Origin of the sequence: Fibrobacter sp. (assembly GCA_017503015.1) — a bacterium.
Lineage (GTDB): Bacteria > Fibrobacterota > Fibrobacteria > Fibrobacterales > Fibrobacteraceae > Fibrobacter.
Genome location: JAFVTX010000026.1, coordinates 25,001 through 45,623, shown reverse-complemented (window position 1 = coordinate 45,623; position 20,623 = coordinate 25,001). Strand labels below are relative to the sequence as shown.

At 53.1% G+C, this 20,623-nt stretch carries 22 protein-coding genes and 1 tRNA gene; 14 read left to right on the top strand and 9 right to left on the bottom strand.

The genetic code is table 11. The annotated features are described in order from the left end of the window. Window positions 1-9 precede the first annotated feature (9 nt). Complete coding sequence (locus IKB43_04975) at window positions 10-585, bottom strand: hypothetical protein (GenBank protein MBR2469492.1); 576 nt, start codon at window positions 583-585, stop codon at window positions 10-12. 319 nt (window positions 586-904) lie between these two features. Here IKB43_04975 and dnaA point away from each other — a divergent pair, with 319 nt between their 5' ends. Both dnaA and typA read left to right on the top strand, forming a co-directional pair. Beyond that, entirely contained in the window at window positions 905-2,230 is a 1,326-nt protein-coding gene (gene dnaA / locus IKB43_04970) for a chromosomal replication initiator protein DnaA (GenBank protein MBR2469491.1), read from the top strand. Window positions 2,231-2,329: 99 nt separating this feature from the next. After that, window positions 2,330-4,165, top strand: coding sequence for a translational GTPase TypA (gene typA, locus IKB43_04965; protein ID MBR2469490.1), 1,836 nt, complete (start codon window positions 2,330-2,332; stop codon window positions 4,163-4,165). A 171-nt stretch (window positions 4,166-4,336) separates the two neighbouring features. Here the strand turns inward: typA and prfB are convergent. Both prfB and IKB43_04955 read right to left on the bottom strand, forming a co-directional pair. Beyond that, window positions 4,337-5,444, bottom strand: a protein-coding gene (prfB, locus tag IKB43_04960; protein ID MBR2469489.1) for a peptide chain release factor 2 whose coding sequence is annotated in 2 segments (ribosomal slippage) — window positions 4,337-5,374 and window positions 5,376-5,444 — 1,107 coding nt in all. Because the reading frame shifts where the segments join, the coding sequence is not laid out codon by codon here. A gap of 131 nt (window positions 5,445-5,575) precedes the next feature. Beyond that, a complete protein-coding gene (locus IKB43_04955) occupies window positions 5,576-6,583 on the bottom strand; it encodes a peptidylprolyl isomerase (protein MBR2469488.1) in 1,008 nt (335 codons plus the stop codon). 102 nt (window positions 6,584-6,685) lie between these two features. Between IKB43_04955 and IKB43_04950 the strand changes: the two genes are divergently transcribed. Continuing rightward, window positions 6,686-7,231 carry a methylated-DNA--[protein]-cysteine S-methyltransferase gene (locus tag IKB43_04950; protein MBR2469487.1) on the top strand — a complete coding sequence of 182 codons (546 nt, stop codon included), beginning with the start codon at window positions 6,686-6,688 and terminating at the stop codon, window positions 7,229-7,231. A gap of 2 nt (window positions 7,232-7,233) precedes the next feature. Here IKB43_04950 and IKB43_04945 read toward each other — a convergent pair whose 3' ends face one another. From IKB43_04945 to IKB43_04925, 5 genes are all read right to left on the bottom strand, one after another. Continuing rightward, complete coding sequence (locus IKB43_04945) at window positions 7,234-7,920, bottom strand: HAD-IA family hydrolase (GenBank protein ID MBR2469486.1); 687 nt, start codon at window positions 7,918-7,920, stop codon at window positions 7,234-7,236. 21 nt (window positions 7,921-7,941) lie between these two features. Beyond that, entirely contained in the window at window positions 7,942-8,136 is a 195-nt protein-coding gene (locus tag IKB43_04940) for a hypothetical protein (GenBank protein ID MBR2469485.1), read from the bottom strand. Window positions 8,137-8,142: 6 nt separating this feature from the next. Beyond that, window positions 8,143-8,769, bottom strand: a complete 627-nt coding sequence (locus IKB43_04935; GenBank protein MBR2469484.1) for an energy transducer TonB — start codon at window positions 8,767-8,769, stop codon at window positions 8,143-8,145. 68 nt (window positions 8,770-8,837) lie between these two features. Beyond that, window positions 8,838-9,272, bottom strand: a complete 435-nt coding sequence (locus tag IKB43_04930) for a hypothetical protein (GenBank protein ID MBR2469483.1) — start codon at window positions 9,270-9,272, stop codon at window positions 8,838-8,840. A 69-nt stretch (window positions 9,273-9,341) separates the two neighbouring features. Further along, entirely contained in the window at window positions 9,342-10,331 is a 990-nt protein-coding gene (locus IKB43_04925) for a hypothetical protein (GenBank protein MBR2469482.1), read from the bottom strand. Between the two features lie 333 nt (window positions 10,332-10,664). Between IKB43_04925 and miaB the strand changes: the two genes are divergently transcribed. From miaB to argS, 9 genes are all read left to right on the top strand, one after another. Then, complete coding sequence (miaB, locus tag IKB43_04920; GenBank protein ID MBR2469481.1) at window positions 10,665-11,987, top strand: tRNA (N6-isopentenyl adenosine(37)-C2)-methylthiotransferase MiaB; 1,323 nt, start codon at window positions 10,665-10,667, stop codon at window positions 11,985-11,987. Window positions 11,988-12,033: 46 nt separating this feature from the next. Further along, on the top strand, window positions 12,034-12,999 hold the full coding sequence (locus IKB43_04915; protein ID MBR2469480.1) for an SPOR domain-containing protein: 966 nt from the start codon (window positions 12,034-12,036) through the stop codon (window positions 12,997-12,999). Window positions 13,000-13,080: 81 nt separating this feature from the next. Next, window positions 13,081-13,164 (top strand) — tRNA-Leu (locus IKB43_04910). Window positions 13,165-13,191: 27 nt separating this feature from the next. After that, on the top strand, window positions 13,192-13,929 hold the full coding sequence (locus IKB43_04905) for a hypothetical protein (protein ID MBR2469479.1): 738 nt from the start codon (window positions 13,192-13,194) through the stop codon (window positions 13,927-13,929). 7 nt (window positions 13,930-13,936) lie between these two features. Beyond that, window positions 13,937-14,284, top strand: a complete 348-nt coding sequence (locus tag IKB43_04900; protein MBR2469478.1) for an aspartate 1-decarboxylase — start codon at window positions 13,937-13,939, stop codon at window positions 14,282-14,284. 83 nt (window positions 14,285-14,367) lie between these two features. Beyond that, window positions 14,368-14,976, top strand: a complete 609-nt coding sequence (locus IKB43_04895; protein MBR2469477.1) for a hypothetical protein — start codon at window positions 14,368-14,370, stop codon at window positions 14,974-14,976. Between the two features lie 37 nt (window positions 14,977-15,013). Next, complete coding sequence (locus IKB43_04890) at window positions 15,014-15,442, top strand: LytR C-terminal domain-containing protein (protein ID MBR2469476.1); 429 nt, start codon at window positions 15,014-15,016, stop codon at window positions 15,440-15,442. Continuing rightward, window positions 15,432-15,845 (top strand): ribosome silencing factor, encoded by a 414-nt coding sequence (gene rsfS, locus IKB43_04885; protein MBR2469475.1) that lies wholly within the window; start codon window positions 15,432-15,434, stop codon window positions 15,843-15,845. The genes IKB43_04890 and rsfS overlap by 11 nt, the downstream gene beginning before the upstream one ends. Further along, on the top strand, window positions 15,832-17,559 hold the full coding sequence (gene argS / locus IKB43_04880) for an arginine--tRNA ligase (protein MBR2469474.1): 1,728 nt from the start codon (window positions 15,832-15,834) through the stop codon (window positions 17,557-17,559). The genes rsfS and argS overlap by 14 nt, the downstream gene beginning before the upstream one ends. Before the next feature lie 62 nt (window positions 17,560-17,621). Here argS and rfbD read toward each other — a convergent pair whose 3' ends face one another. Further along, entirely contained in the window at window positions 17,622-18,539 is a 918-nt protein-coding gene (gene rfbD / locus IKB43_04875; protein ID MBR2469473.1) for a dTDP-4-dehydrorhamnose reductase, read from the bottom strand. Window positions 18,540-18,584: 45 nt separating this feature from the next. On the opposite strand from rfbD, the gene IKB43_04870 reads away from it, so the two are divergent. Both IKB43_04870 and IKB43_04865 read left to right on the top strand, forming a co-directional pair. Further along, complete coding sequence (locus IKB43_04870; protein ID MBR2469472.1) at window positions 18,585-19,091, top strand: acyl-CoA thioesterase; 507 nt, start codon at window positions 18,585-18,587, stop codon at window positions 19,089-19,091. Window positions 19,092-19,124: 33 nt separating this feature from the next. Next, a complete protein-coding gene (locus IKB43_04865) occupies window positions 19,125-20,459 on the top strand; it encodes an MATE family efflux transporter (GenBank protein MBR2469471.1) in 1,335 nt (444 codons plus the stop codon). Window positions 20,460-20,623: the final 164 nt, after the last annotated feature.

The following is a 20,623-nucleotide window of genomic DNA, read 5'->3' as shown; positions in this document are numbered from 1 at the left end:
GACCCTACCCTAGTAAACTTCCGCAAGAATGTCGGGAGGAATCTTCTTGGTTTTCGCCATGGCGTTCACGTATTTCCAGAGCCTGCCGTGGGATTCCGCATGCCTCAGGTTCTTGGTAAAGCTCCAGATGGCACGGTTGTGGATATCCGCCTCGCTCTGCATCTTGCCCTTGCTATCCGACTCGTAGTGGGCGCGACGATATTCCAGAAAGTAAGCAGACTGGAAAATCACCGCCACCTTCCCTACGGCAAGACGGTACAGGACCATCGCAAATACCAGGAAAGCTATCGCCGACGCAAAACCGTAAACCGCAGGAACCTGGGTCCACTTGTTCAGCGCCCAGACCACACCAATAGAAGAACCCAGGGATACGACCAGAGAAAAAAGCACGTTCAAAAGACGATATATTGCCATCCGGGGGGAATTTTTTCCGAACCTTTCGGGCATGTAGGCCCATTTCTTTCCCTTTTTCACCATTTTCTTGAAAAACAGCGGATAGGAGCAACGCATAAACCAAAAAAACAGGGGAACCCACAAAACAAGGGGAATCCAGAACACATAATCGAGACGGTCAAGAAACTGCATAGGTAACCCAAATGTAGTTATTTTCGTAAAATTTAAGGATTTTACGCCTCAAACGGGAGGCATTTTGCCCTTCCCAATAATTACACACAAACTAACAACACAGCGCAATCTGGCAAAGCAAAACCACCTCTCGAGCCCAAGTCTCGTTTTTTTAATTTTTTGACTATCAAGGACTTAGAGTGCCGGTTCGGGGTCTTTTTCGCCCCTTTTTTACAATCCTTTGACTTGAACTTATCAACAACAAAGGCTATTTTTCTAGATTGTAGGGCCTACCTGTTGATAGATTTGAAAACCCGGTCCACCGGTCAAGGATAGATGTATGGCAATTGAATGGGAAAGAAGTTTGAACTACCTCCGCGGAATGCTTTCTGATTCCGTGTTCAAAACCTATTTTGCTCAGACCAAGCTGATCAGCCAGACCACGGGACACGCCACCATCTCTATCCCTCCCGGATTGGACACGTCGGTCTATTCCGCCTACAAGGAACTTATCCGTCTCGCCTGGAAAGAAACTAACCACGACGACGTGGCCATGGAGTTCGAGTTCCAGCCTCAAGAGGTTATTCCCCAGGCCACCAAGAACGAAAACGAATCCTTCAAGGATTTCATCAAGCCTAGCGTTCCCCTTTCCAGCAGCTACCGTTTTGAAAACTTTGTGCCCGGCGACAAGGCGCAGCTGGCCTTCAACGCAGCCCTTGCCGTTGCAAGGAACCCCAACGGTTCCCAGTACAACCCGCTGTTTATCTACGGTTCCTCGGGTCTGGGCAAGACCCACCTGTTGCAGGCCATCGGTAACTACATCTTGGAAGAAAATCCGGCAAAGCGGGTCTGCTACCTGACTTCCGAAGATTTCTCCCAGCAGTACATGAAGAGCCTCCGCGAAGGCCGGGTCACCGAGATGAGCGATTTCTACCGCAACGAAGTAGATATCCTGCTCATCGACGACATCCAGAACTGGACCGGTAAGTACGAGACACAAAACGAATTCTTCTTGATATTCAACGCGCTGCACCAGGCCGGCAAGCAAATCGTGCTGACCTCCGACGCCCCCGCCGCCGAAGTCAAGAACCTGTCCGACCGTCTGGTGAGCCGTTTCGCCTGGGGCCTTACCGTTGACATCCAGCCCCCCGAGGTGGAAACCCGCGAAGCCATCCTCCACAAGAAGGCCGAAGAGCGGCACTTGGAAATCAGCGACGAAGTTTTACATTATTTGGCAGAAAACATCGCAAGCAACGTCCGCTGCCTGGAAAGTGCCATCATCAAGCTGACGCTCCAGTCCAGCCTGCTGAACCACGATATCGACATGAGCATCGCCCAACGGGTGGTGACCGAAATCGCCCCCACGCTCCGTCGTCGCGTGAGCCTGGACTCCGTACTCCATACGGTGTCTGCCCACTACGAAGTTCCCGAGGCCAAACTGGTGGAATCCGGACGCGGCACCAAGGAAGTTTCCAAAGCCCGCCAGGTGGCCATGTACCTGATGCGTGAACTCTCCCCCATCAGCCTCCAGAGCATCGGTTCCCGCTTTGGCGGAAAGGACCACTCCACCGTGGTTCACGCCATCAATTCCGTAAAAAAGGAAATGGCCTCCGACCCGAGCTTTGCCCGCCTTATCGAAAGCCTCAAGAATTCCATACACGACTAAGGTCTGCAAAAGCCTTTAAGCGTATTACAGCGTGTTGCAAATCGCAGCACGTTTTTCTAAATTTGGGCCCAAAATAAACAAGAACCAAAAGAGCCCTTTATGGATCAATCGAAAATCAGAAACGTCGCCATTATCGCCCACGTTGACCACGGTAAAACCACCCTCGTCGATCAGCTTCTCAAGCAGTGCGGAACCTTCCACGAAGGCGAAGAAGTCAACGAACGCGTGATGGACAGCGACAACCTGGAACGGGAACGCGGCATTACCATTCTCTCCAAGAACACCAGCGTCATGTACAAGGGCTACCGCGTGAACATCGTGGATACCCCGGGGCACGCCGACTTCGGCGGCCAGGTGGAACGCGTTCTCGGTACGGTGGACGGTGTGTTGCTGGTTGTGGACGCTTTTGAAGGCCCCATGGCCCAGACCCGATTCGTGACCCAGAAGGCCCTCGAACTGGGGCTTATCCCTATCGTGGTGGTAAACAAGATCGACCGCGACGGCTGTAACCCCCACGGCGCCCTCGACAAGGTGTTCGACCTCTTCTGCGAACTGGACGCCAACGAAGAACAGCTGGACTTCGACAAGGTGTTCGGCTCCGGCCGCAAGGGCATCTGCAAGGCCGAGATGGAAGACCCGGACGGCGACTTCAGCATCCTCATGGACAAGATTATCGAGCGCATTCCGGCCCCGAAGGGCGACCCCACCGCCGAACCGCTCCTGCAGATTGCATCCCTCGAATACTCCACCTTCCTCGGCCGCTTGGCCGTGGGCCGTGTGCAGCAGGGCGTGCTCAAGCCGAACCAGACCTACGCACAGGCCTTTACCGACGGCACCGTGAAGACCATCCGCCCCCAGAAGATCCTGCGCTACGAGGGCCTCACCCCGAAGCCGGTGGACGAAGCAGGTCCGGGCGAAATCGTGCTCATTGCTGGGCTTGACACCTTCGACATCGGCGATACCATCAGCGCCGCGAACAATCCGAAGCACCTGCCCCGCATCCATATCGACCCGCCCACCATCTCCATGATTTTCACCGTGAACACTTCGCCTCTCGCAGGCAAGTACGGCGGCAAGTTCATGACGGGTAACCAGCTTCAGGAACGCCTGGAACGTGCCCACATGGCAGACCCCGCCCTCCTCGTCGAAAAGGTGGACGGCGCCTCTACCTTCAAGGTTTCGGGCCGTGGCATTCTGCACCTCACCATCCTCGTGGAAAACATGCGTCGTGAACTGTACGAATTCACCATCGGATCCCCCCAGGTGATTTTCCACAACGACGAAAACGGCAAGCTCCTGGAACCGGTGGAAGACTTCAAGGTGGAAGTGCCCAGCGAATTCAGCGGCGCCTGCATCCAGGAAATCCAGCAGCGCAAGGGCGAAATGGTGAACATGGTCACCGACGACAACGACCGCGTGTCCCTGGAATTCATCGTTCCTTCCCGCGGCCTTATCGGTATCCGCCCGAAGCTCCTCTCGCTCTCGAAGGGTTACGCCGTGACCCAGTCCTTCTTCAAGGAATACCAGCCCTACAAGGGCGAAATCCCCACCCGCATCAACGGCGTGCTCATTGCAAAGGAACCGGGCGAAGCCGCCAGCTACGCCCTTTCCAACCTGGAAGACCGCGGCTACCTCATCATCGGACCGGGCGCCGAAGTTTATCCGGGCATGATCGTGGGCGAACACAACCGCGACGTGGACATTACCGTGAACGTCACCAAGGGCAAGCACCTTACCAACATGCGCTCCAAGTCCGCTGACGACATGATCCAGCTAACTCCTTACCGCCGCATGACCCTGGAAGAATGCGTCACCTTCATCAACGAAGACGAATGCATCGAAGTCACGCCCGAAGTACTCCGCCTCCGCAAGACCGAGCTGGACCCCATCCGCCGCAAGCAGCTGTCGAAGAGACCTGCTGAAGACGATGACTAATACGCTTCGCGCAGTTACGCCCTACGGGCTAGTTATTAGTTACTAGTTACTAGTTTTTTAGTCCCGACCTTTACGGTCGGGATTTTTTTGCATTCTTGCGTTATGTCATCCCCGACTTGGTCGGGGATCTCCTTGAGTCTTACGCTACCCCCTCTCCTAGGGGCACATCCCCTAAGACCCCTGCTTCTCGCTGGTGCTGAGCAGGTAGGCGTTGATAAAAGGCTTGATCTTTCCGTCCAGCACGCCGGCGGTATCCGACGTTTCCACTCCGGTGCGGAGGTCCTTCACCAGCTGGTAGGGCTGCAGCACGTAGCTCCTGATCTGGCTTCCCCACTCCACCTTTTTCTTTTCGGCCATGCGGGCATCCCGCTTGGCTTCTTCTTCAAGGCGGTAGTGTTCGGCCACCATGGTCTTGAGCATCTTGTAGCAGGTCTCCCGGTTCTGGATCTGGCTGCGTTCCGTCTGGCAGCTGGCCATAATGCCCGTAGGCAAGTGGGTCATGCGCACGGCGGAATCCGTCTTGTTGATGTACTGGCCACCGGCTCCGCTACTGCGGTAGGTGTCCACACGCACATCCGACATGTCCAAATCAAAGTCCACGTCTTCGTGTTCAGGGTAAAGGTACACGGCGGTAAAGCTGGTGTGGCGGCGCGCGTTGGCGTCGAAGGGACTGATTCGCACCAGGCGGTGCACGCCAATTTCAGAACGCAACAGTCCGTAAGCGTTTTCGCAGGTCACCTCGATGGTGGCACTCTTGAGGCCCGCGTCTTCGGCCTCCTGAAAGTCCACCACCTTGAAGTCCATCTTTTCCCGCTCAAAGAAGTGGGTGTACATGCGGAACAGCATCAAGGCCCAGTCTTGCGACTCGGTACCGCCTGCGCCCGGATGTATAGACATGAGGCAGCTGCAGGCGTCGTCGGGCCCGTTCAGCATCTTCTTGAATTCCATCTCCTCGATGCGGGCCTTCAGGGCGGCAACGTCCGCCTCGATGCTAGCCGTAAGCTCGGCGGAGTTTTCGTCCTTGGACATTTCGTAAAGCTCGGCCAGGTCGTTGCAGGTCTGGGAAACTTCTTTCCAGCCGTCCAACAGGGAACGCAGGTTCCCTATTTTTTTCATCATGGACTGTGCTTTTTCCTGGTCGTTCCAGAGGTTCGGGTCGCTGGAATCCTTTTCCAGCACATAAAGCTCTTCGGTCTTTGCCTCTAAGTCAAAGATACCCCCAGAGCTTGTCTATGCGGGAGCGCAGTTCAATAAGCCCGGTGTGTGTAGTTTGGAACATAGACATTAAACTTTAGTGGTTAGGATCTAGAGGCTAGGGGCTAGAGGCAAGCATCATGGCTTCGCCATCCGATATAGACGCAAAGCGTGCGCGACTTTCATCACTAGATCCTAGTCTCTAATTTCTAGACTCTACTTCGCTCCGATGGCCTCGGGAGGAGTGTACTTCTTGTCCAGGTACTGGACCTTGTAAACCTTTCCAAGTCCGTCCAGATAGGCCTTCAGCTGCATCTGGCGGTCCTGTTCGGCCTGCACCCGCAGAATGTAGTCAATCTGGTGCTTGTAGCTTTCGTACTTGCCGTCATTCTTCTCGGTCAGCATGAAGATGCTGATGCCGTCTTTTTCGGTGATGATGTCGGAAATGTCACCCACGTTCATCTTGGCAATGGCCTTCACGTAGGCATCTCCCTTGGACTTGGCAATAAACTTGTTCATGACACCGCCGGTCTTCTTGGCTTCGGGGTCGTCGCTATAAATGGCGGCCAGCTGGGCAAAGGTGGCCTTCTTGCTACGGACCTGGGCGGCAAGTCCCTTTAGCATATCCTTGGCATCGCTAATTTCCTGGGCCTTCTTGCCCTTGGTGCTCACAAAGATGCGGGCGCCGCTCACGGTATCGTTAATGGAGGCCTTGGACTTGTTCAGTTCCCAGAAAGCCTGGCGCTGCTTTTCGGTGGGTTCTGCCGGATAAGGCACCTTCTTTTCAAGCAAGACTTCGCTCTTCAGCTGGTCTTCGATCTTTTCTTTGAACTGGGCCATGGTGGTGTTGGACTTTTTCAGTTCGGCCTGGAAGGCGGCATCGCTAGGGAACTGCGCCTTGAAAAGGGCAGAAACACTGTCCACCTTGGCGGCAGAGACCTTAATTCCCTGCTTTTTGCATTCCAGCTTGACCAGTTCCTGGCCAACCAGGTTGTCGATTACCGCATAGCGCAGCTGGGTCATCATCTCGTCAGTCAGTTTCTTGCCACGGAACTGCTGGGCACCCAGCATCTGGGCAAGGCTATCGATCTTGCCACCCGAAATGCCCACCTTTTCCACGCGAATCACGTCAAAGCTCTTGCCATTCATCAACTGGGCAGAGGCCACGGCAGCCATAAGCAGGACTGCGGCCATACCACGAGAAATCAACTTAAAAGAACGCATTATTTATCCTTGTTAAAGATTTTAACGGGCATAATATAGCAATTTCACTGATTCAGGGGCCACCCATTTCGCACTCAGGCGGCAAGGATATATATTTATGGGGTGAATTTCGACGATTCCAGATTTATTCAGGTCCACCACCGCAACGTGTGGGGCGAGTGGACTTTTGTCTTTGACGGAATCAAGCTCTGCGGCCTCAAATTCCAGGGCGGAAAAACGGCCAGCAGTCTCAAGGCCTGCGCCTATGCCGAACCCGAGGCGGTCGGAAAGGTCCGCGGGAGAAACGCCCAGGTCTATCAGCAGGCCAGGCGGGAACTGAACCTCTACCTGGCCGGGAAAATCAAGAAATTCACCATTCCCATAAAAATTTACGGCACAGAGTTCCAGACGAAGGTGCTGGAAGCGACGCGGAACATTCCCTACGGGGAGACGCGAACCTACAAGGAAATTGCCGAAGCCGTCGGACACCCCCATGCAGAACGCTCCGTCGGGAACGCCCTCCACGGGAACCCTCTGCAGGTGGTTGTTCCTTGCCATCGGGTCGTGAGCCGCCACAAAGGAATCGGCGGTTACGCCCTCGGCACAGACCTGAAACGTAAACTACTTTGTATGGAAAACGCCATACAGAACGAATTGGACCTGGAATAATCCTAGCCGTTTTCGGTAATATTTTTTAGAAGCGTCCAGAGTTCTTCGTAGCTCTGGACAATGTTTTCTGGCTTTAGCGGAAGCAAGTTCACCGGCTTTCCGAACCCACAGAACAACGTAACGCAGTCAACGCCGGCATTGCGGGCGGCCAGAATGTCGGGCTGGTCGTCACCCACCATGACCGTTTCGGCGGGAGAGACCCCTGCGGATTCCATGATTTTCAAGAGACCCGCGGGGCTCGGCTTGCGTTCGGGCGTGGTGTCGCCGCAGAGTACGAATTCAAAGCGGTCGCGAAGGTGGAAATGCTCCAGCAACTTGAATGTCGGGCGCTCCGGCTTGTTGGTAAGCATGGCCACGCGGGCAGTCGTACTGCGCAAGAATTCGACAACGCCCGGATTCGGGAGCGTGCGCTCGGTGCAGTGTTCCCAGTAAAAATCCGAATAGACCTTGTGAACCATTTCGATGGTAATGCCCGTGCGGGCAATGTTTTCCGGGAGGGCCGCCACCCCCATACTCCGCTCAATCAGCTTCACGGAGCCGTTCCCGATAAAGGTCCGCACCCGCTGTTCGTCATGTTCCGGAAGCCCGAAATGGCGCAGCGCAAAATTCACCGCCACGGCAAGGTCGCCGAGAGTATTGAACAGCGTGCCGTCCAGGTCAAACACGATGAGGGATTTCTTTTGGAGCATAGCGCGCCCAAATGTAGAAATTTACCGCAAGAATTCCATTTCCACAAGAAAACGGTAAAAGCAAAGCGCCGACACGCCCAAGATGAACACAAGCACGATTACGAACTGCACCGGATGATCCCGGAAACTGTAATCCGCCTTGCCGTAAGAGAACTGTCCGCGGACAATCGCACTTATAAAAAGCGCAAGAAAAAGAAGGGCTAGAAGAAGGGACATAGTACATTATTTAGACTGTAACGAGGGGAAAGTCACCGCATACTCGTAAAACCTGATTGGGAACGTCGCAACAGTCTCGCCAGATTTTACCTTCGGGAATTTCCAGCGACTTACAGCTCTTTGAATACTTTCATCAAACTCCTCATAACCCGTTGTTGAAGATACAATTTGGATTTTTTCAACCGAACCATTCGCAGCAATAGTCAACCTTAAAATTATTTCACCATTAAACAATCGCTGATAAAAACGATAAGTACGGACAAGATAAGTATTATAACGATGTAGTAAATACCCATCAATCCTTTCACAAATAATCTTTAATATTTTTTCACTATCAAGGGAACTATTCTCCGAAAGGATAATTTCACTTTTAGCCGGAACAATTGCCACCCCCCGTTCCTCTAGCAAGTTTCCTCCAGGAGAACCATAAAGCAAGCCTGCCGATATAACACTATCCATTGTTCCAGGGTCCGCGACGGCCTTCGCCACAAAAACTTTAGCAGAACGTTTTAATTTTAAACTATCCTGCTTGGCAGAACCATCATTCCTTTCGGAATCGTCACAACCGGCCCACAGTACCGCTGCGGCCATCAGGACAATCTTTCCAAGGCATTTGCTAAAAAGTTTAGCCATAATCGTTTTAAGAATACCTATCAAAAAGAATCGTATCAATCTCTGCTACTTTCATTGCCCTTGTCAAATCACGGACAACCGGGTTCAAAATAAAACACGCATGAATAAAGTCCTTTTGAATCCACCCTATAATGATCTGAGCCTCTTTCTGAAATAGTTCTATAAGAAGAATCACATGGCGTTTCCACAGTATCAATAACAATATATGTATTGTTCAAATCCTTTCCACTTACAACATAATCCAAAGTATCGCCTAAGACAACCACACTCAAAGATATGGTGTCTTTATATCCATGTTGAAACGGAATTTCATAAGAAGTACATTTGTCCGAACTACAATTGCTGTAAGAATGCCTATTAGAAAGAATCGTATCAATAGCCACAACCGATTTTATTTCCAAATATTCTTCAGTATCAGGGCAACCGGCATCACAAGCCACAAGCTGCGCCGCTGCGACCATCAGGACAAACTTTCCAAGGTATTTGCTGAAGAGTTCCGCCATACTTTTTCAATCATTTTTATTTGCTAAAAGTTTAACTAAAGGAACACATCCCGTTTTTCACTTTTTTACTTACTCATCATATCCGCGATAGACCACATAAATAGTGAAATCATCCTCACCATCTGGGCCCTGCTTATCCAGATAGTTTATCGTATGCCAAGGGTGTCGAATTTGACGCAAGAGGTCCATGTAGGACATACCCTTGTCTTCTTGTGGGAAAGAGTCCTTCACGGACTCTTTCCATTGAGAAAGCGAATACAGATTTGAAAGTGTTAACCGGCCTTCTGCATGGTCACACTCAATTTTATAGCAAGGTTTTTGAATCACGTAAGCATTCGGTGCACTGATTATACCTCGTTCCACATTATGCGTTGGACATAAGCTAGAATCCACCATCGGATAGAAATGCCCTAATGTATCAAAGCAATAGAATACGGAATCCGTTCGAGTGAATGAATAAAAGAGACAACTTTCATCCTTAGCCACAACAAAAGCCTTCGGTAACTTAGCTTTATCAAATGTGGTATCATGACTATAGGCGGTCAAGGATGTATTGGGAGGAAGGTTAAAGATAAAGGAATCCCCATGGAGTTCATATATATTAACATAGGGAGAGAGGTCTATATCGAAGGATTTTTCCTTGTATTCTCGATCCACAAGAGCAAAGCGCAGGTGGTCATCTGTATCAAGAGGTATCTCAGCATGGTAACCTAAAACGGATCCGTTTACATAAACTTTTAAATCCGACGGTTCCTCATATTTACTTTTTTGAGGCAGGTGACGAAGCGTCTCGTCATCACCATACTTAATACTATCAACACAAAAGGTGCTGAGTTCCAAGGCATTTTCGTCGGGTAGGTAGGCGCAATCAACCGTATAAAGCCACGCTATGCGTAATGAATCATCTGCATGCAATTCAACGGCAAACGATGTTGGACGATGACGGACTTCTGTAGAAGGCAGACACTCGTGCGTATCGCAGTAACTCTCTTCTGGTTCAAGACAACCGATCAGTCCAAAGCTAAGGCATAACAATAAAAAACAAGTAAGACGACTCATAAAATTTTTAAACCAAAAAAAATGGTTCCTTCATAACTTAAGTATAGTAAAAAAAATTTCGTAAGCATCAAGGGTGTTACAGAAACCCATACGGTTCAGCCATGGCAATTCGCGCAAGCACGATTGTTACGGCATTCGCCTTTGGGGGTGTTAGGGGGCGAAGCCACCTAGGAGAGAGGGTAGCGGCCCTTCGACAGGCTCAGGGACCTTTGTCACTGGGACTGGCGATGGAAGCGAGGGGGAAGCCTCCCCCTCCTTAGCACTCTTGCTTTTTTGAAGCAATCTTTCGTCTTTCGTCTTTCGTCTCTCGTCTAAAAAGTTATCTTTACCCGCATGAAAAAATACCACTTGGCCACATACGGCTGCCAGATGAACGAGTATGACTCGGCGATGATTGCCCAGGAACTCGACATGTGCGGTTGCCTTGAGACGAGCAACCAGGAAGATGCCGACTTTATCATCGTGAACACCTGCAGCGTGCGCGAAAAGGCCGAGGAAACCGCCATCGCGAACATCAGCAAGCTCAAGTACCTGAACAAGAAGAACCCCGACGTGAAGGTGGTCGTTTGCGGCTGCATGGCGAAGAATCGCGGGCCGGAACTTTTGAAGCGCCTGCCTAACGTGAGCTACATCGTGGGCCCGGACCAGTACAAGAAAATTCCGGAGCTGTTGCTGGGCGATGCCAAAAGTCCCTTGCATCTGACGCACCACAAGATGTTCATCGACGAGGACCTGAGCGAGAACTACCTGGGCGAATACGCGAAGCTCCAGAACGACTTCACCACCTTCGTCGCCATCCAGCGCGGGTGCAACAAGCGCTGCAGCTACTGTATTGTGCCGTATCTGCGCGGGCCGGAAAAGTACCGCGACATGGAAGATGTTCTTGCCGAAGTCCGCAAGGCGGCCGACAAGGGCATTACCGAGGTGACGCTGCTGGGCCAGACGGTGAACGCCTACAAGACGGAAGGCGGCAATTTTGCGGACCTGCTTACGAAGGTTTCTGAAATCGGTGGCATCCGCCGCATCCGCTTTACGAGCCCACACCCGAGGCACTACACGAACGAGCTCATCGACGTGCTGCTGAACAATCCGAAGGTCTGCCACTATGCGCACATCCCTATCCAAAGCGGTTCCGACGCCATGCTCAAGAAGATGCGCCGCCAGCACAACATGGAGCAGTACCTCTCGATTATCGAGCAGTTGCGGAGCCACGACCCGTTCTACGGGATTTCGACGGACGTGATTTGTGGTTTCGTGGGCGAAACGGAAGAGGATTTCGAGCAGACGCTCAAGGCTTTTGAAACGTGCCAGTTCGACTCCGCCTTCATGTTCATCTACAGCCCGCGCAAGGGCACGGAATCGTACAAGGAAGCGGAGACTCTCACCGAGGCCGAAAAGCAGGAGCGCCACACGCGCCTGGTAGAACTGCAGAACGCCATCACGCTCAAGAGGAACCAGATGATGCTCGGCCGCACCGAGGAACTGCTGGTAGAAAAGAACTCCGTGCGCGACGAGACGGAACTGCGCGGCCGCACCGACAACTTCAAGAAGGTGGTGTTCAAACCGGAAGAAGGCCAGATTGTGAAGCCCGGCGACTACGTGAAGGTGAAGCTGGACGACATCCGCGGGTGGACGATTAGAGGGAAATTGGTGTGAAGTGTGGGGTGTGGAGTGTGAAATGTGTAGTGAGAAGTGCGAGGCGATGAGTATGAAGTTTTGGAATGTTCGTAAGGTGTCGATTGTTTTGCTTTCTGCTTTTGCAGCAAGCGCATTTGCACAGACGGCGGCGCAGGGTAGCGCGACCGTCCCGACCCTTGCAGACGCACACAAGGCCTACGTTGCAGGAAACTGGAAAGAAGCTGCAGACGCCTACGAGGTTGCATGTCCCAAGGAACCGGATTCCCTGCGTGCCGAATGCTACCTGTGGGACATTCTCGCCCTATCCCAGACCGGGAACTCAAAACTCTTCAAAGTGGCGGGGCACCGCCTGGACAGTCTCATCAACACCACCTCTCCCGAAAAGCAGATCTATTCCGAAATGCTCCTCACCAAGGCACAGTTCATGCTGTACATGGGCAAGAATGCCAGGGCCGCCGAAATCCTGATTCAGGCCATCGACAATTCCAAACCGGAGCAGGCGGTAGTGCTGCAGAAGGTCTGTTCCGCAGTACTTTCCCGCGCACCGCACCAAGATTTAGACACCAAGTGCAAGTCCGTAAAAGATTCCAGCCTGTACAAGACAGCACAGGCTAAACCCGCGCAAGCCTCCCCAGCGGCAGTTCCCGAACCCAAACCCGTCGCAGCAGCACCTGCGACACCCGCAAAACCGGTCGCACCTGCCCCCGTGGTCGAGCCTACTCCAACTCCTGCCCAAAAAGCCGCAACCGAACCAAAACCCACTCCGAAGCCCGAAACCAAGATTCCTGACGGCGCTCCCTACTGGACATTGCAGCTGGGGGCCTTCGGTGTGGAGGCCAACGCAAAGCTTTTGGCGGAAAACATGCAAAAGCAGGGGCTCGAAAGCCGTATCGAGACCCGAATCGGCGAAACCCGCACGCTGTTCCTGGTCCAAACCGGGAAATTCCCGACCAAAGAGGCAGCCATGGACTTCGGGGCTCAAAAACTCGCCCCCCTGAAGATGGATTTCCAGGCGGTCCAGAAAAAATGATTTTCTCGCAAAAAAACGCATTTTTTGGGAATTTCCCTTACAAAACACCCCAAAGTGTTCTATATTTGGGCTAACACCCTCGCCGGGGTGGTGAAATTGGTAGACGCGCCGGACTCAAAATCCGGTACTCGCGAGAGTGTGAGGGTTCGATTCCCTCCCCCGGCATAAAAGGAATGGAATTAAGAGGTCAGAATGGCAAAGTGGTGGAAAGTTGTGTCGATGATACTGTTAGCGGGCTCTATGGCCTTCGCTCAGTTTGACGATGACGAGTCCAGCGATGCCAGCGACGAATCCAGCTATTCAGCAGATGAGTCCGCAGACGATTCCGCCGACGGAGAATCCGATGATTCCGTCGGCAGCGCTACCGCAAGCGGCGACCAGTGGGAAGGTTTCAAGTATGAAGAAATGGGACTTACCCAGTGGGAATTCCAGCAGGCAAAAGAAGAAGGTATTTCCCGCGAAAAACTGACACACCTGGTTGAACTGGGAGTGCGCCTTTCCGAATACCTGCAGCGCCCCTGGGAAAAGCTCGGCGTTTCCGAAGACCAATGGCTGGACGAACGCTCTGCTGGCATGGAAGATGCCGACATTGACCGTTCTTACCGCAACCGTTCCGGCGACCAGGCCTACGCCTACGTATCTCTGTTCCTCCCCAGTTTCTACCAGTGGAAGACCGACAAGACCATGAAGGCCATCTGGATGGACGCCCTCTGGGTCGGCGGCGTTGGAGCCACGGTTTATATGGCCACCAGCGGAAGCTCCAACTGGTTCTACTTCTTGCTCCCCGTTGTGGGCGCCCACATCTGGTCCTTTGCCGATGCCTTCTTCGACACCCAGTGGGACAGCAACCCCGACGCCAACAGGTTCAGTTTCGGCATTCTCCCCACACCGGACAAGGGCGTGGCCGGCGCCCTCCTGATGAAGTTCTAAGCGCATCATGCAGCTGGAATTACTCAAAAGCAAAATTCATCGCGCAACCGTGACCGACGCTAACCTCAACTACGAGGGGTCGATTACCATTGCCCGCGATTTGATGGATGCCGCAAACATCCTCCCCTTCGAAAAGGTGGGCGTGCTTGACGTGAACAACGGCAACCGCCTTGACACCTACGTCATCGAAGGTCCTGCCGGTTCTGGCGTCATCTGCTTAAATGGAGCTGCAGCCCGCTTGGTCCAGCCCGGTGACTTGGTAATTATCGTTGCCTACGCCACTATGAGCGAAGACGAAGCCAAGACGTGGAAGCCGACCGTGATCCACGTGAACGCCAAGAACGAAATCGTGTAGCACCTGCGGTGCAGTGTGTATTGTGAAATTTGAAGTGCGTAATTACACACTTCAAATCATTTTGAATTATCTATATTCATAATATGCGATTTTTGCTGCTGACAGTTGCCTTCGTGGCGTTTGCCTTTTCGGCAGTCCCTGCAAAGGACGGAGACTCCTTAAAGGTAGCCAAGGCAAAGTCCGACACCGTTGTCAAGCCGACAGTTGAACCTGCAGCCGACACCATCTACGACACGGTTTACGTAAGCACGGCTAGCGGCATTCCCTGGAACAACGAATACTTTGATCCGAACCGCCTGCTGCGGCACGAAACCTTCGATCCGGCCCTGAGTGTGGCCTACACCTATTCGGTGAGTTTTATAGGAGGAAGTTTCGGCACATTTGCCCAGCAAAGCTACCTCGCCCACCTGGCCTATGAATTTTCGCCGGAACTTCACTTGTATGCCGATTTAGGTTTGTGGATGCCGCTGTATGCAAATTTTCGCACCGGCACACCGATTGCCAAAGAAGACGTACAGCAGGGAAACGTTCAGTTCGTGATGCCCGGAGTGGAACTAGAATACAAGCCCACCAACAACACCACATTCCGGCTAATGCTTATCAACGAAAACGATGCAGCCAAGGCCTACGGCCCATGGCGTTACCACTACGGGCGTTGTCGTGTCTGGAGCGACCCGTATTACTGTAGATAAGTCACGCACGCACTAAGATTATTCTAAATTTGGGATAATGTTTTTTCGCACTCATTTTTCTTTCTTTGCGGTGGTTGCAGTCGTTGCTACCTCGTTATGCCTATGCGGCTGCAAAGAAGAAAAAGTCGTAGAAGAAAAACAACCCGTCCGCCACTACAAGGGCGATATCGAGGTGTTGAACAGTTGCGGTATGCAAGGTGCTGCCGCCAAGATGCGGGCCTATCTGCGGGAAAACGGCTTTGACGTGGTGAGCTACCGCAACGACCGCCTGCAGAATTACGACGAGACCATCCTGGTGCTCCGCAACCCCGAGTGGGAAGGCGCAAAGGCTCTTGCCAAAGCGCTCAAGACCGAAAACGTAATGACCGTTTTTAGCAAGCGGGCCGTAGTGGACGCCTCTGTCTATATCGGAAAAGATTTTGAACAAATAATAAAACCCGACCAGGGAGAAACAGATGACAACTAAGAAGCAAGAACTTCCAGAGTCCGTGAAAATCGGTGCCAGCATTTTGTTTGAACTGCGCGCCCAGAACGTGCAGCTGATTGACCTGCGGGGCATCAAGGACGTGACCGACTTTTTCCTTGTAGCTACCTGCGAAAGTGAAGCCCAGATGCAGGCCATTTTGAACGAACTCCGCAAGGAATTCAAGGCGAACAAGCTTCCCTCCGTGGGCGTGGAATACAAGGAAGGCGTGCGCTGGGCCGTGTTCGATGCGGGCCTCGACCTGATGGTTCACCTGTTCGAAGAAGAAAAGCGTAACGAGATTTCCCTGGACCGTCTGTACGCCGACGGAACAATCGTGGAACTTGACGAAAATGACTTTGTAAAGACTAACGACAAGAAGGCCGACGACAATGAACTCGTTTGAGCAAGAAATCGCAGAAGCGCTCGCCGCCACAGGATCCTTCGAGAAGGAAGCCGCACTCAAGCTTATCTCCGTGCCGCCTGATACTACGCACGGCAACTTTACCATCCCGTGTTTCTCGCTCGCGAAGGTGATGCGCAAGGCCCCGAAGATGATTGCCGAAGAGCTCGCCGCACAGGTGAAGCTCCCGGCAGGTCTCTCGAAAGTGGAAGCCGTAAACGGCTACCTGAACTTCTTCATTGACCGCGGATTCCTCGCGAAGTCCACTCTTGAAGAAATCGCCGCGAGGGGTTTGGAATATGGTCACGCCGCCCCGAATGGCAAGGTCGTGTGCATCGACTTCAGCTCCCCGAACATCGGCAAGGAACTCGCCTTCCACCACCTGCGCTCCACGATGATCGGGAACTCGCTTTCCCGAATCTACAAGGCCGCGGGCTACAAGGTGGAACGCATCAACCACCTGGGCGACTGGGGTACCGCCTTCGGCAAGCTCATCGTGATGTACCTGCGCGAAAACCGCCCGACGGATGACGCCACGCTCAATAGCCTGACTGTGAAGGAACTGAACATCCTTTACGCAGCCTTCTCCAAGGCGAGCAAAGAAGAACCCGGCCTCGAAGATGAAGCGCGCGCCGCATTCACCAAGCTGGAACAGGGTGACGAATTCTACCGCAAGCTCTGGACCGCCTTCCGCGCCGCAACGCTGAAGGAACTCATGCGCATCTACGACATGATGGGCGTGGGCTTTGACCACTACACCGGCGAATCCTTCTTCGAAGACAAGATTCCGGCCATTCTCGACGAACTCCGCGAAAAGAACCTGATGGTCAAGAGCCAGGATTTGGACGTGGTGATGCTGGACGAATTCGACCTGAACCCCTGCCTGATCCGCAAGAGCGACGGTTCTACGCTGTACGCGACCCGCGACCTCGCCGCCGCCTGCTACCGCAAGAAGGAATACAACTTCGACAAGTGCCTTTATGTGGTGGACCTGGGCCAGGCGCTCCACTTCAAGCAGGTGTTCCATGTGCTGAAGAAGATGGGCCGTGAATGGTACAAGGACATGTACCACATTCCGTTCGGCGTGATTCTGCAGCTGGTAGACGGCAAGTGGGAAAAGGGCAAGACCCGCACGGGTACTGCAAGCCTGCTGCGCGACGTCATCGAAGCCGCCCAGAAGAAGATTCTCGAATTCATCGACCAGAAGAATCCGGGACTCGAAAACAAGGAACTCATCGCCCGCCAGATTGGCATTTCTGCCCTTACCTTCAACGACCTGAAGAACAGCCGCCTGAAGGACGTGCGTTTCGATTGGGACGCCGTGATGAGCTTCGAAGGCGATACCGGTCCGTATGTGCAGAACGCCCACGTGCGCCTGTGCAGCATTATGCGCAAGGCAGGCATTGAACGTGCAGACCTGGCTGCCGCAATCAAGGACGTGAACTTCGCAGAACTTACCGACGATGCAGCCTACAGCCTCATCAATATTCTGTCAAAGAAGGGCAAGAAGATTCTGGATGCCGTGGCCGGTGACGAACCGAGCGTTCTCGCCCAGTACGCCCTGGAAATCGCGGAAGCTGCGCACAAGTTCATCCACGAAGACCGCGTGCTCGGGAGTGCCGAAGAGAAGTCCCGTCTGTTCCTGGTTCAGGCCACGCAGATTGTGCTGGAAAACGTGCTCGACCTGCTGGGACTTTTCCCGATTAGGCAGATGTAGTAACAATGTGTGATGTGGGATGTGTAATGTAAAATTATCCATTACACACTACACATTTCACATTAGCCACAATTTATTTCTTTAAGATACCGTTTAAGGGCGTCTTGCCAAGTAGGGAGCGGTTTGAAACCCGCTTCCACCAGTTTACTCTTGTCCAAACGGCTATTGAAGGGGCGGGCCGCCTTGCTTAGGCCATATTCCGCCGTGGTCACAGGATTTACAACCGTGGAAAGTCCGGCCTGGCGGTAGATTTCCTTGGTAAAATCGTACCAGCTGATAAAGCCGCCCTCGTTGGTAGCGTGGTAATAGCCGTACTTTTCAGTCTCGATCATATCCACCAGAAGGCGAGATAAGTCGTAGGTGTAGGTAGGCGTTCCGATCTGGTCGTTCACCACCCGTACGGTGTCGTGGGTCTTGCCCACGTTCAGCATGGTCTTGATGAAATTCTTGCCGTTGAGGCCGAACACCCAGGCGATACGGACAATGAAGTATTTTTCCAGAAGTCCGCTTACCGCAAGTTCCCCTTCCAGCTTGGACTGGCCATAAACATTCAGGGGCTTGTAATCCTTGCAGTCGGGCTTCCAGGGTTCTGTACCCTGGCCGTCAAAGACGTAGTCCGTGCTGATATAGACCATCTTGGCATCAACCTTCTTACAGACCTTGGCGATATTTTCTGTACCGCGGGCGTTGATGGCAAAAACCTTCTCCCGCTTGTCCTCATCTTCGGCCAGGTCTACGGCAGTCCAGGCGGCGCAATGAACGATTACGTCGGGCTTTACCCGGCTCAGCACCTCTTCTACCGCAGACGCATTGGTAATGTCCAGCGGTTCATAGGGCATTTTAGTTACAGGAGAACCGTCCTGCACGCCGGCATAGGCCGGGGCAATGTCGCTCCCTACCCCATCGTAACCGCGCTTTGCCAATTCGTTCATCACGTCGTGGCCAAGCTGGCCTGCTACACCTGTCACAAAAACTTTCATAAAAGCCTCTTTGACCGCAATTTACAAAAATCTATATTTCTCCACATGGAAAAAGCACCCAAGACTGTCAAAGAATCCGCCACCGTCACCCACGACATCGTCCACCCGGGCGACTCCAATTCTTACGGAATCGCCTTCGGGGGCTACCTGATGGGGCTTCTGGACAAGGCGGCCTGCATTGCCGCCCGCAGGCACTGCGAAGGCCGCGTGACTACCGTAGGTATCGACGGTGTCCGCTTTTTTAGACCTGCAGAAGTGGGCATGATTCTCAATATCAAGGCCTCCATCAACCGGGTGTTCAATTCTTCCATGGAAATCGGCGTCAAGGTGACGGGTACCCCCCTGGAGCAGACAGAGACCTACGATATCTGCCACGCCTACATGACCTTTGCCGCCCTGGACAGCAAGGGCAAGCCCACCGGCATCGCCCAGGTAATCCCCAAAACCGACGAAGAAAAGCGCCGTTTCGAAGAGGCCCTCGCCCGCCGGGAATCCCGCAAGCAGTTGAAGAGCCTGTTTACAAGAGCAAACACCTCTCCCGAAAAACCCTAGCGAAAAGCCCTCCAAATTGCTAAAATTGGGCCCATGACTGGAAAACAAGTCAAGGACCGTTCCCTTATCAGTCTTTCTTGGCCCCTTATCCTGACCTTTGCCGTCGGGATTTTCCAGCCCATGATGGACAGCTGGTTCCTTTCCCGCACCTCGGAAACGGCAGCCGCCGGCGTAGGCGCGTTAATGCCCATCATCGCCACCATCTTTACCGCCCTCCACGCGTTTTCCCAGGCAGGCGCAAGCATTACCTCCCAGTACATCGGGGCAAGGCAAAGTAGCCACGCCAGGACTACACAGACCCTGGTACTTGTGGGCAGCTTTTTGCTCGGCATTTCCATTACTCTCCTGGTGTTTCCCCTTTCGGGCACCATCGTCTCCCTGATGGGCCTTACCGACGACACGGCCCTATATGCGAACCAATTCCTTTCCGTAGTGGCCTTCGGCTTTGCCTTCCGGGCCCTGCAGGCCACCCTCATTGCCTTAATCGCCACCCACGGCCTTACTATCTGGAACCTGATCAGCAACGTGCTTACCATTGTGAGCAACGCCGTACTGAACTACATCTTCTTGGAAGGTCTTTTTGGCCTCCCAAAAATGGGCGTTTACGGCGTGGCCCTGGCCACAGGCATTTCTTGGGGACTGGCTTCGTTCATGCTCTGGCTGGTATTGCGTTTCAAAATTCGCCATAAAACAAACAAGCGGGACCTTGTTCGTTCCAGGATTATCTTGCCCGACTGGATTCGTATCGGGCTTCCCGCAGCCGCAGAACCCATCAGTTTCCAGCTGTTTCAGGTGTTCATTACCGCCATGGTGGTCTATGTTGGCACCACCGCCATAACGGCCCGCGTATTTGCCGGAAACTTTTCAGCAGTGTCTTGCATTTTGGGAATCGGTTTGGGCAGCGGAAACCAGATTCTCGTAGCCCACCTGGTGGGCGCTCACGAATACGACCGGGCCTCTGAAAAAATAAAACGCACATTTATCATCGGAAGCATTAGCGGGCTTATTTTCTCCATTGCGGTGGCCCTCTGTGGCGAGCATCTTATCGGCATTTTCTCCAAGGATCCCGAAGTGATTCGTCTGGGCTGCATCTGCCTCTGGTGCGATGTAGCGCTGCAGCCGTTTAAAGCCGTCAACTTCATTATCACCTCATCTCTCCGCGCCATCGGAGATTCCAAGTTTCCCGCTATCGTCGGAAGCGCCATGATGTGGACTCTGGGCGTGGGCACCGCACTGTTCCTCGCCTTTGGGCTGAAACTTGGACTGGCGGGGCTCTGGCTCGGCATGGCCAGCGACGAGTTCTACCGTTCCATCGCCAACTTCTGGCGCTGGAAAAGCGGCCGCTGGAGAACCAAGGCCGTGGTATAAAAGCGCAAAGCGAGCACTCGAACGAAGTGAATGTGTGAGCGTGCAAAGTACCTCCCGGAGCAAACTTTTCACAAACTTTTTGCCGTTTTCTTTTGACCCGAGTCTCGCGGAGGGCCGCAGGGACTAACAGTCACAAGGTCCTCCGCAGTGCCTTCCCTTGCATG